This is a genomic window from Streptomyces sp. NPDC127084, assembly GCF_042724175.1.
Classification (GTDB): domain Bacteria; phylum Actinomycetota; class Actinomycetes; order Streptomycetales; family Streptomycetaceae; genus Streptomyces.
Window position 1 is genome coordinate 11,473 of sequence record NZ_JBHXFA010000040.1, and the last position, 11,354, is coordinate 22,826.

Here is an 11,354-nt window from a genome sequence, read left to right on the forward strand (position 1 = left end):
CCCGAGGGGGTTGATCGGGGGAGGGGCAATTTTGGTTATACAAACCCGTGCCCATGTTGTGGGCGGCGTGTTCCAATCTCGTGGCCGGCGCGGGGGGCGACGCCCCGGTTAAACCCGCCGGGGGCCTTCGTCGTATGTCCAGTCGTATACCCGGCCATATGCCCAGCCGGCCTATCGGTCCGCACTGACATTTGTCATAAGCCCCGATGACAGCGCGCACTGCTCACTGCCCGGCTCGGGCGGAATCCTTGAAATATGGCGACGACCGAGAATGTGATCGAGGCCGGTGGGCTGCGCCGCAGTTACACCGGTGGGTTCGAGGCCGTGAGCGGGATCACCTTCTCCGTGGCACGGGGTGAGTTGTTCGCGCTGCTCGGCACGAACGGCGCGGGCAAGACCTCCACGGTCGAGCTGCTGGAGGGGCTGGCCGCGCCGAGCGGGGGGACCGTGCGAGTGCTGGGCCATGACCCGTACCGCGAGCGCGCCGCCGTTCGGCCCAGGACCGGGGTGATGCTCCAGGAAGGCGGTTTCCCCTCCGACCTGACGGTCAGCGAGGCCGTGCGTATGTGGGCGGGCTGCACCAGCGGGGCCCGACCGCCCGCGGAGGCTATCGAGCTCGTGGACCTCGGCCATCGGTCGGGCATACGCGTCAAGCAGCTCTCCGGTGGCGAGCGCCGGCGCCTCGATCTGGCGCTCGCCCTGCTCGGTCGGCCCGAGGTGCTGTTCCTCGACGAGCCGACGACCGGGCTCGACGTGGAAGGCCGCCAGGACACCTGGCGGTTGGTGCGGGAGCTGCGGGACGGAGGCACGACCGATTTGCTGACCACGCATCACATGGAAGAGGCCGAAGCACTCGCCGACCGGCTGGCGATCATGCACCGGGGCCGGATAGTCGCCACCGGCACACCGGAGGAGGTATCGGCCTCACGTCCGGCCCGTATCCGCTTCATGCTCCCCGAGGGCGTCCCGGCCGGACGGTTGCCGCTCAGGCTGCATGCCGCGTCCGAAGGCCGACGCGTCGAAATCCGAACGCATCGGCTTCAGCAGTGCCTGGGTGAACTGCTCGGCTGGGCGGCCGAGTCAGAGGTGGAGTTGGAAGGGCTTGATGCCCGCTCGGCCACCCTCGAAGAGGCCTTCCTCGACATCGCGCGATCGGGCAGGAGCGAAGAAGAACGGGCAGGTGCACGATGAACACCACCACGACCGCCGCCACCGCGGCCCCCTCCACCACCACGAGCGCCACCCCGACCGCCACCAACCGGAGTCGGCACCTTGATGGGCGCTGCCGGTATCTCCTTCACCTATGCCTTCTCCGCCTGGCTCGTGGATGCCGTCTGGGAGCTGGACCGCACGAGGGAACTACAGGCACGGCTGGCGGTCGCCGAGGAACGGCTGCGCTTCGGCCGCGATCTGCACGATGTGATGGGCCGCAATCTCGCGGTGATCGCCCTCAAGAGCGAGCTGGCGGTGCAGCTGACGCAGCGCGGTGCGACAGAGCAGGCGCTGGCGCAGCTGTGAGCCAGGAGCTGGTACGGGTTCTGCTCGCCGACGACGAGCACCTCATCCGGGGCGCCCTCGCCGCCCTGCTCGCCCTTGAGGACGACCTGGTCGTCGTGGCGGAGGCGGCCTCCGGACCCGAAGCCCTCGCCATGGCCAGGGCGCACCGGCCCGATATCGCGGTGCTGGACCTCCAGATGCCCGGTGTCGACGGTGTGAGGGTCGCCACAGAGCTACGGACCGAGCTGCCGGAGTGCCGGACCATGATCGTCACCAGTCACGGCCGTCCCGGGCATCTGAAACGAGCCCTGGCCGCCGGAGTGCGCGGCTTTGTCCCCAAGACCGTCAGCGCCCAGCGCCTCGCCGAGATCATCCGTACCGTGCAGGCGGGAAACCGCTACGTGGACCCGGAGTTGGCCGCCGACGCGATCTCCGCGGGCGACTCGCCACTGACCGTCCGCGAGGCCGAGGTCCTTGAGCTGGCCGCCGACGGCGCCGCCATCGTGGAGATCGCCGAGCGGGCCGCACTGTCCCCTGGGACGGTGCGCAACTATCTGTCGTCGGCGGCTTCGAAGCTGGGAGCGGGCAATCGGCACACCGCGGTGCGTCTCGCACGGGAGCGAGGTTGGGTATAGTGGCTTCCGCGCCACGGCGCATGCGGACGTAGCTCAGTTGGTAGAGCGCAACCTTGCCAAGGTTGAGGTCGCGAGTTCGAGCCTCGTCGTCCGCTCAGGATCAAAGCCCCCGGTCTTCGGCCGGGGGCTTTGGCATGCCCCGAAGGGCTCACGACCAGGGGACGCCGGTCAGCAGCTCGTAGGCCTCCGCGTACTTGGCGCGGGTCGCCGCCACCACCTCCTGCGGCAGCGGAGGCGGCGGCTGCTCGCTCTTGCGGTCCCAGCCGGATCCAGGCGAGGTGAGCCAGTCCCGTACGTACTGCTTGTCGTACGACGGCTGGGCGCGGCCCGGCTGCCAGGCGTCGGCGGGCCAGTAACGCGAGGAGTCAGGCGTCAGCACCTCGTCGGCGAGCACCAGCTCGGGCTCGGTGCCGCCATCGCCCCGGGTGAAGCCGAACTCGAACTTGGTGTCCGCGAGGATGAGCCCCCGCTCACGCGCGATATCCCGGGCTCGCCCGTAGACCTCGAGGGTCTTCTGGCGCAGCAGCGCTGCGGTCTCCGCGCCGACCTGATGGGCGACCTCCTCGTACGAGACGTTCTCGTCGTGGTCTCCGACGGCGGCCTTGGTGGCGGGGGTGAAGATCGGGGCGGGCAGCTCGGAGCCGTCGAGGAGCCCTTCCGGGAGACCGAGCCCGCAGACGGTGCGGTCGGCGTTGTACTCGACCAGACCGGAGCCGGTGAGATAGCCACGGGCCACGCACTCGACCGGGATCATCTCCAGGGCCTTGCAGACGAGGGTGCGCCCCTCCCAGTCAGCGGGCGCCCCGGCGGGGAGGTCGGTGGAGAGCACATGGTTGGGGACAAGGTCCTCAAGCCGCTCGAACCACCAGAGGGAGAGCTGGGTGAGGATCCGCCCCTTGTCGGGGATCTCGGTCGGCAGCACCCAGTCGTACGCGGAGATCCGGTCGCTCGCGACCATCACAAGCTCACCGGCCTCGGTCCGGTACAGATCACGCACCTTGCCGCTGTGGAGGTGCGTCAGCCCAGGAACCTGGAGCGGCTCGGGCTTTTCTACGAATCCGGACACGGTTCCTCCGCGTGGTTACATCCAAGGGCCCCCCGATTGTCTCCCACCCTGACCGTCCGCGTGCAGGCAGGGCAGGGTGGAGCCGCGCAGGCCACACGGGCCGTTCGCGACGCGGCCAGCACAGGCCGACCCAGGTCCAGCGCAGAACTGTGAAGGCGTCAGTCCCGCTTGCAGATCCGATCCAGCAGATTGGCGGTGGCGCGCTGGATCCTGGGGTCCACATGACCGGGCCGGTCGAGCGCCGGTGACCAGGCGAAGGTGCCGGAGGCGAACACCCAGGCGCCGGAGGGGGCGCGATACAGGGAGGTCTCCTGGTGCCGGATGACGCCCTCGCTGTCCTGGTAGGGCGAGTGGGCGAGCAGGATGCGGCCCTGGTGTTCGGGGAGTGCGGTGCGGGGGAAGTACCGGTCGGCCTCGCCCGCGACCAGGCCCGCGATCTCGTCGCCTTCACCCGCTCCGGTGGCCTCCCACAGCCAGTGCTCGGCGTTGCGCACGACCAGGGGGCTCGGTTCGGGGACCCGCCCCGCGTACTGGATGCCCAGCAACTGCTGCTCCGGCCGCCCGACCTCGCGCCAGAGTGCCGACCGCCCCGGACCGCGGCGCTTGCGGCAGGTGAGCAGCCGGTCGGGGACGCCCGACGCCGAGGGGCCCAGCTCGACCTGCCAGTACATGGTGTTGGCGGAGAGGAAGACGACGGATGTGCCGTGGCTCCGGGCGGACTCGACGGTCCGGCGCATGGGCGCCGACCAGTACTCGTCATGGCCGGGGAACACCAGCCCCCGGTAGCGGGCCGGGTCGACCCGGCCCGCGTGCAGATCGCGGGTGTCGGCGTAGGCGAGGTGGTAGCCGTAGCGCTCGGCCCAGCGGATGAAGTCGTATGCGTGCCCGACATGGAGGGGGAGGCCCGCGCCCGCGTAGGGGCGGTCGAACGAGACCGTGATCGCGGCGTCCTCCTCTCCGAGCAGCCGGCCGTGTTCGTCCCAGGCGTGGTAGAGGCTGGCACCGGTCCTGCCGTCTTCCGGATAGAGGTTGTACGCCTGCCAGGTGATGTCCGGCAGCAGCAGGAGCAGATCGGCCGGATGGGCGTCCCGCACGGTGAAGGGGATGTGGGAGCGGTGGCCGTCCGCCGTGGTGAGGACGGCGACATACGCCCCGATCGACCAGTACGAGGGAACCTGGAGGCGCCAGGAGAGCCACCAGTGGTGGCAGGAGACCGTGCGCTCGGCGGTGAGCGGCGGCGGCTGGACGATGCCGGCGAGCCGCGGACTGGTGGTGATCTTGGCTGCGCCGTCGCCGCCGTAGTGGCCGATGCGGTAGACGTCGACAGAGAACTGCTGCGGCGGGTTGACCGTCACATGGAAGTCGATGGCCTCACCGGGGGCGACCGCCCCGCTGGAAGCGAAGCCCTTGATCTGGCGGCTGACGTCGTCGGCGGTACGCGGACGGCCCCGGGTGCTGTCGCCGCGGCCCGGATCGGGGTCCGCGTACCAGGGCACGACCTGGCCGGCGTCGTCGACGTACTGCTCGCTGTTCCGCAGCCAGGGCAGCGGGCCCTGGCCGAAAGGATCGGAGACCGCATGTGCGAGGGCGCCTGACTCCCAGCGCCGGATCTGCTCCGCCCCCATCTCGCGCCCCTCCTCCGGTAGCCCGGCCACTGTTCTGATGGAAGGCACCGGCCGTAGGAGTTGGTTGCTTCACGGCTTCTGTCGGCGCCCTGCCCCAGCACATCACATAACGCACGCACGCCGTCACCGTTCGTCGTGAATTTCCGTGAACGGAATGCGCCATTCTGACCGCGCCCCGGCAACGTCCCGGCGCCGGACGGCTGCCGGGGTGCTCGCCGTGGCACGGCTGCTGCGTCACACCAGCCGGACGGGCTTCTCCGGGCGCACGCCGACCGTGGTGAACCAGTCGCGCAGCGGTTCGGGGTCACCGTCCTCGACCAGGCTCAGCACCCGGCCGCTCAGGTCGGCGCTGCGCTCGCCACGGATGAGAAGGGCTGGCCCGTCGAGCCAGTCGAGTCCCGGAGTGGCACCGGCGGTGTCGACGGCCGCGCAGCAGACCATCGCGATGACATGGTCGGCGAGCAGCTCACGGGCGGTGCGCGGCGGCTGGAGCGGGAAGAGCGGCAGTGGTTCCGTGACCCAGACGTGCGGTACGTCGCCGCCCAGTGCGTCGGTTCCAACGGCCGAACCGCCCGGCACGCATCCGGGCTGGCCGGCGGAGCCCGCGGCTCCCCCGGTCCGTTCGCGGGCCGCCTCTTCGCGGGCGACCTCCGCGCTGATCCCGGCGGCGAGTGCGCCACCGGGGCCCGAATCCGAGCCGGAACCGTCATCAGGGTCGTGCCCCGGCTCCGGCTCCCACTCCCGCCGCAGCTCCGGTTCCACGGGCGGCACCGGTCCGCCTGCAGAGGGCACCGCGGAGGACGGCCCGGCAACGGTGAGGTAGTCCATCACCCGGGCGAGATTCGGTCCCGAGGGTGCGGCGGCGGGACGTATCCCCATCGAGTCCAGGACCCGGTGGAGCCTGGCCGCTTCCGTACGCCACTTGCGGTCCACGACCTCTTCCGGATACGCCTGCCAGTCCACGGGTGCCCAGTCGGCCCCGCCCTCACCGGGACATCCGTGGAAGAGGCGGGCGGCGAGCAGGGAGGCGGCTTCGTCCACGGCGCCCGGCTCCTCCAGCAGATCGCAGGCGGGCCGCTCGCCCAGTCGGGAGGCGAAGCCCTCCGCCAGCCGGTCGCGACGGGACAGTTCGGTCAGTGCGGAGACCACGCCGGCGTCGAGCCGGGACGGCCAGCGCCCCATCCGCCAGGCGGGCAGTGCCACCCGGGTCAGCAGCCGGTCCCAGCCCGCATAGGCGAGGCCGACCTGTTCCTGCGCCACGATCCGCAGACCGTAGTCCACAGCCTGTGCACGCTCGGACGCGGCGGCGGCGACCGCCCGCTCCATGGCCGCGGCGTGCACCCGGGAGCCGCGCAGGAGGATCCGCGAGATATGGCCCGCGAGCCCGAGCGCGGGCCCGCGTACCGGACCTAGCCCTGGCCGGGCGGCGGCTCCCACAGCCGCGTCGAGACCGCGGATGAAACGGCGGGCCGCGGCTATGTCGGGGTGGGTGGAAGGACCGGTGCCCGCGACCACCGGGGCCAGCACGGCCCTCAGTTCGGCGACCCGCATCCACCACAGGAAGGGCGAACCGATCACCAGCACGGGCGCGGTCGCCGTACGGTGAGCACCGCCCGATACGGCCTGGGATATGAAAGTGCCCGCGCTCATGCCCGCACGTGTGATCGCGCTCGTATCCGTGCCTTTGTCCGCGCCTTTGCCCAGGCCCTTGCCCGTGCGGGTCGCCGGATGGGTCCGGTCCTCGAGCCAGCTGTCGCAGTCGGGGGTGAGTGCTATCGAGGACGGCACAGGCACACCCAGCCGGTCGGCGAGCTCCTCCACCATCCGGTACAGATCCGGAGCGGACTGCTGCGACAGCTCCACCGTGGGACTGACCGCCGGCATCGCCCGGGCGATCATCAGGGCCACGGCAGCCGTGAACAGCAGCACCACGACCGCGGCCGATGTCACCGCCCAGCGCGCTGCGTCCCAGCCGCTGCCGCCTCCGAGGGTGCCTGTGGCCTCCCCGGCCAGCAGCACGACGGCGACCGCCGCGGGCAGCAGCGCCAGGGCCAGTGCCCTGCTGCGGACACGCAGCACGGCAAGGGCCCGGGAACGGGCGGCCAACGCGCCCGCCTCCTCACCGATACCGGTTCCGGACACGGCCGGACTCACCCCCTCTGCCCCTCTGCCCTGCGGCGGTGTAGGTCACGACCCCACTCTGGCACCCGCCACCGACATCGCAATGCCGGTGGGCCAAGTGCCGGAACGCCTGGGCCGCACCCTAGTTGGGGCTTCGGCGGCAGTCATCCGGATGGCTCAGCCATCACTCGATGGAATGGCCTTGGGCAAAGGCGATGACGGGCCGACACCAGACCGACAGGCGGCCGGATTCACTCCCCTGCCGCTACCCGGGGTCTCACGGGTTCACTCCCCGGCGGCCTCGCGGGCGATGTCCGTACGGTGCTGTGAACCGTCGAGCCGGATACGGCCGACTGCTGCATAGGCGCGTTGCCTGGCCTGCGCGAGGTCCTCGCCGGTGGCTGTCACCGACAGCACCCGGCCCCCGGCGCTGACGATCGCCCCGCCGTCGTGCCTGGTACCGGCGTGCAGCACGTAGGCGTGCGGAGCGTCCTGCGCGGCGACCTCGTCCAGTCCCTCGATCGGGTCACCGGTGCGCGGCGTTCCGGGGTAGTTGTGCGAGGCCACGACCACGGTGACGGCGGCGTCATCGCGCCACTTGAGCGGTGGTTCGCTGTCCAGGGTGCCCCGCGCCGCGCTCAGCAGCAGGCCTGCGAGCGGGGTCCTGAGACGGGCCAGCACCACCTGGGTCTCGGGGTCACCGAAACGGGCGTTGAACTCGATCACCCGTACGCCCCGGCTGGTGATCGCGAGACCCGCGTACAGCAGCCCGGAGAACGGGGTGCCGCGTCGGCGCATCTCGTCCACCGTCGGCTGGAGCACGTTCTCCAGGACGTCCTCGACCAGCTTGGGGTCGGCCCAGGGCAGCGGGGAGTACGCCCCCATGCCGCCGGTGTTCGGCCCCTGGTCGGCGTCCAGGGCCCGCTTGAAGTCCTGGGCGGGCTGGAGCGGCAGCACCGTCTCGCCGTCCGTGATGGCGAAGAGGGAGACCTCGGGTCCGTCGAGGTACTCCTCGATGACCACCTGTCCGCAGGCGAGCGCGTGCTCGCGCGCGGCGGCCAGGTCATCGGTCACCACGACGCCCTTGCCGGCCGCCAGTCCGTCGTCCTTGACCACGTACGGGGGCCCGAAGGCGTCAAGCGCCTCGTCGACCTCCTCGGGAGTGGCGCAGATGTACGAGCGGGCCGTGGGCACGTTCGCCGCGGCCATGACCTCCTTGGCGAACGCCTTGGAGCCCTCGATCCGCGCGGCTTCCCCGGACGGGCCGAAGCAGGCGATCCCCGCGGCGCGCACCGCGTCGGCGACACCGGCCACGAGGGGCGCCTCGGGGCCGACGACAACGAGGTCGGCCTCCAGGGCGGTGGCGAGCGCGGCCACGGCGCCGCCGTCGAGGGCGTCCACCGGGTGCGGTTCGGCGACCTCGGCGATTCCGGCGTTGCCGGGCGCGCAGTGCAGCGCGGTGACGTCGGGATCGAGGGACAGTGAGCGGCACAGGGCGTGTTCGCGGGCGCCGCCGCCGATGACGAGGACCTTCACGGCAGCCAGGGTAGCCCGCGGCCGAGGCTGGGCTTTGTGCGGGCCACCGAAGCAGCCTCCGCTACTCGTTTGTGTATTCCTCCACGACCGTGGCACCGAGCTCCCGGACGATCAGCTCGTGACCGGAGAGTGCGGAGTCCACGAGGTCAGGATCGTCCTCCTCCGGAATGTCGTCCTCCAGCGCCACGGGCTCCCGGTGCCCGGTGCCGGGCCCGGACCCCGGGCCCGCACTGTGCGGACCGCCGGCTGCGGGGGACTGCTGCGAGGCCGACGGCGCCGTCTGCTCAGGGCGCGACTGCCCGGGGGCGGACGGCGTGGAAGCGGAGGCGGCGGTCGCGGCGGTGGCGGTGTGCGGCGCCGCGCCATAGGACGCCGGGGGCGCGGACGGAGCGGATGGCGCGAACGGCTGACCGGGGCCGGGGCGGCCACCGTAGCCCCCACCGCCACCGGGTCCCGGGCCCGGGGACGGGCCGGCGCCACCGGACGGATCGATGATCGCCTCGATCTTCCACTGCACGTTGAACTGCTCGGCGAGCGCCTGACGGAGCACCTCCTCGCTGCCGCTGCTCGCGAAGTTGTCCCGGGCGCCCGCGTTGATGAAGCCGAGTTGGAGCGTGCTGCCGTCGAATCCCGCCACCTGGGCGTTCTGGCTGAGCAGGATCCAGGTGAATCGGCGGCGGTTCTTCACGGCCTCCAGGATGGCGGGCCACATGTTCCGCACCTGGGCGGCGCCCTGCGCCGCCCCCGGCGAGACCCCGCCGCTCGGTGGGCCCTGGGTGGGGCTGGGGGCGGAAGTGGGCGTCGGGGCAGCGGCCGTGGGCGGCTGGGCCGGGGCAGGCCGCCCCTGGCCGGGCGCGGCTGCGGAAGGCCAGGCTCCGGGCCGCTGCCCGGACTCGGACGCGGAGCTTGAACCGCCCGGCCAGGCGCCGGGCCTGGGCCCGGCAGGCTCAGGTGCAGACGGCGCAGCCTGCGTCGGCGCGACGGGCTCAGGCGTGGGCGGTGGCGTCGGCTGGACCACTTCCGCTTCGTGTCGGCCCGAGACGGCGGACGGCGCCTCCGCGGCAGCCGGCCCAGGCCCCGGCTGCGGAGATGTCTGCTGCGGCTCCGCCACGGGCCCTCGTGCCGCGGCACGCGCGGCAGCGGGGCCGCCCCCGGGGCCCGCACCTGGACCGGTACCGACCGGCCCATGCGGACCGGGCGGCATATGGGCGTCGGTGGCAGGCACGTACCCCATCGCGAGCGACTGCCCGGCCGCGGGGAAGGCGACACCGCGCTCCAGCCGGTCGAGCCGCGCCTGGAACGAACGCTCGTCGTCAAAGGCGGCGGGCAGCAGCACCCGGGCGCAGATCAGCTCGAGCTGAAGCCTGGGCGAGGTCGCCCCACGCATCTCGGTGAGCCCCGTGTTGACAAGGTCCGCTGCTCTGCTGAGCTCGGCGGCACCGAAGACCTGGGCCTGGGCCTGCATCCGTTCGACCACATCCGCAGGCGCGTCGATCAGGCCCTTCCCGGCCGCGTCCGGCACCGCCGCGAGGATCACCAGATCACGCAGCCGCTCCAGCAGATCGGCGACGAAACGGCGCGGATCGTTGCCGCCCTCGATGACCCGGTCCACCACCTCGAACGCCGCGGCCCCGTCTCCCGACGCGAACGCGTCCACGACGGAGTCCAGCAGCGCCCCGTCCGTGTAGCCGAGGAGCGCCGTGGCCATGGCGTACGTCACACCGTCGTCGGCGGCCCCGGCGAGCAACTGGTCCATCACGGACATCGAGTCACGCACCGACCCGGCTCCGGCTCGCACGACCAGCGGCAACACCCCGTCATCGACGGGAATGCCCTCCCGTCCGCACACCTCGCCCAGATACTCCCTGAGCGTCCCGGGCGGGACGAGCCGGAACGGATAGTGGTGGGTCCTGGACCGGATGGTCCCGATGACCTTCTCGGGCTCGGTGGTGGCGAAGATGAACTTGAGGTGCTCCGGAGGCTCCTCGACCACCTTCAGCAGCGCGTTGAACCCGGCCGACGTGACCATGTGGGCCTCGTCGATGATGTAGATCTTGTACCGGCTGGACGCCGGCCCGAAGAACGCCTTCTCGCGCAGCTCACGGGCGTCGTCCACACCGCCGTGCGAAGCCGCGTCGATCTCGATGACATCGATCGACCCCGGCCCGTTCCGGGCGAGGTCCCGGCAGGACTGGCACTCCCCGCAGGGCGTCGGCGTCGGCCCCTGCTCGCAGTTCAGACAGCGCGCGAGGATGCGGGCACTGGTCGTCTTGCCACAGCCACGCGGCCCGCTGAACAGGTACGCGTGATTGACCCGGTTGTTGCGCAGCGCCTGCTGCAACGGGTCGGTGACATGCTCCTGCCCGATGACCTCGGCGAAGGACTCGGGGCGGTAGCGGCGGTACAAGGCAAGGGACGACACGCCTACGAGGTTATCGGGGCCCACCGACATCCGACCCCGCCCCATGAAACCCGCCCACCCACCGACCCCGCACCGGGTACGCAAACGCCCCCCACGCACCCGCCAGAGCCGACCTACCCTTGCTGCCTTCCGGCCCTGGGGGAGTTCAGTCAGATAGCGCCACGTGAGGGGCTCCGCACAGAGTACCTGATGGCGGGGGCCCGGAACGAGTTCGCGAGCACTCCTCAGCGTCATGTAATGTTCTCGGCGGAGGATTCGCCTAGAGGCCTAGGGCGCACGCTTGGAAAGCGTGTTGGGGGCAACCCCTCACGAGTTCGAATCTCGTATCCTCCGCCAGTGCCTCACCGGGCACGATGTCGAAGGGCCCCACCGGTCGCGGCGGGGCCCGTCGACGTGCGGGGGGGCAGGGTTGGTGTCATTTATTTCCGGGAGTTAGGATATTTCACACAAGC

At 71.4% G+C, this 11,354-nt stretch carries 7 protein-coding genes, 2 tRNA genes, 1 other RNA gene and 1 pseudogene; 5 read left to right on the forward strand and 6 right to left on the reverse strand.

Features of this window, described 5'->3' with window-relative positions; translation table 11 throughout:
* Nucleotides 1-255: 255 nt before the first annotated feature.
* The 4 genes and pseudogenes from ACFWI9_RS12410 (at nucleotide 256) to ACFWI9_RS12425 (ending at nucleotide 2,227) form a co-directional block, all read left to right on the forward strand.
* Nucleotides 256-1,191, forward strand: coding sequence for an ABC transporter ATP-binding protein (locus ACFWI9_RS12410; protein WP_387161182.1), 936 nt, complete (start codon nucleotides 256-258; stop codon nucleotides 1,189-1,191).
* A gap of 105 nt (nucleotides 1,192-1,296) precedes the next feature.
* A pseudogene (locus tag ACFWI9_RS12415) lies at nucleotides 1,297-1,497 on the forward strand (histidine kinase); the annotation flags it as partial.
* 17 nt (nucleotides 1,498-1,514) lie between these two features.
* Complete coding sequence (locus ACFWI9_RS12420; protein ID WP_387161184.1) at nucleotides 1,515-2,132, forward strand: response regulator; 618 nt, start codon at nucleotides 1,515-1,517, stop codon at nucleotides 2,130-2,132.
* Nucleotides 2,133-2,154: 22 nt separating this feature from the next.
* Nucleotides 2,155-2,227 (forward strand) — tRNA-Gly (locus ACFWI9_RS12425).
* Nucleotides 2,228-2,280: 53 nt separating this feature from the next.
* On the opposite strand, the gene ACFWI9_RS12430 is transcribed toward ACFWI9_RS12425, so the two are convergent.
* The 6 genes from ACFWI9_RS12430 to ffs all read right to left on the reverse strand — a co-directional run bounded on the left by ACFWI9_RS12430 (nucleotide 2,281) and on the right by ffs (nucleotide 11,077).
* Nucleotides 2,281-3,198 (reverse strand): phosphoribosylaminoimidazolesuccinocarboxamide synthase, encoded by a 918-nt coding sequence (locus ACFWI9_RS12430; protein ID WP_387161185.1) that lies wholly within the window; start codon nucleotides 3,196-3,198, stop codon nucleotides 2,281-2,283.
* A gap of 158 nt (nucleotides 3,199-3,356) precedes the next feature.
* Nucleotides 3,357-4,823 carry a N,N-dimethylformamidase beta subunit family domain-containing protein gene (locus tag ACFWI9_RS12435; protein ID WP_387161228.1) on the reverse strand — a complete coding sequence of 489 codons (1,467 nt, stop codon included), beginning with the start codon at nucleotides 4,821-4,823 and terminating at the stop codon, nucleotides 3,357-3,359.
* 234 nt (nucleotides 4,824-5,057) lie between these two features.
* Nucleotides 5,058-6,965, reverse strand: a complete 1,908-nt coding sequence (locus ACFWI9_RS12440) for a hypothetical protein (protein WP_387161186.1) — start codon at nucleotides 6,963-6,965, stop codon at nucleotides 5,058-5,060.
* A 264-nt stretch (nucleotides 6,966-7,229) separates the two neighbouring features.
* Nucleotides 7,230-8,480: a phosphoribosylamine--glycine ligase gene (gene purD, locus ACFWI9_RS12445; RefSeq protein WP_387161187.1), complete on the reverse strand. Its 1,251-nt coding sequence runs from the start codon at nucleotides 8,478-8,480 to the stop codon at nucleotides 7,230-7,232.
* A 61-nt stretch (nucleotides 8,481-8,541) separates the two neighbouring features.
* Complete coding sequence (locus ACFWI9_RS12450) at nucleotides 8,542-10,902, reverse strand: DNA polymerase III subunit gamma and tau (RefSeq protein ID WP_387161190.1); 2,361 nt, start codon at nucleotides 10,900-10,902, stop codon at nucleotides 8,542-8,544.
* Nucleotides 10,903-10,982: 80 nt separating this feature from the next.
* An RNA gene (gene ffs / locus ACFWI9_RS12455) (signal recognition particle sRNA small type) lies at nucleotides 10,983-11,077 on the reverse strand.
* A 73-nt stretch (nucleotides 11,078-11,150) separates the two neighbouring features.
* Here ffs and ACFWI9_RS12460 point away from each other — a divergent pair.
* Nucleotides 11,151-11,238 (forward strand) — tRNA-Ser (locus ACFWI9_RS12460).
* Nucleotides 11,239-11,354 lie beyond the last annotated feature (116 nt).

Coding starts and splice junctions, on each gene's coding strand:
- ACFWI9_RS12410 (WP_387161182.1), top strand. CDS start 256: ATGGCGACGACCGAGAATGTGATCGAGGCCGGTGGGCTGCGCCGCAGT.
- ACFWI9_RS12435 (WP_387161228.1), bottom strand. CDS start 4,823: ATGGGGGCGGAGCAGATCCGGCGCTGGGAGTCAGGCGCCCTCGCACAT.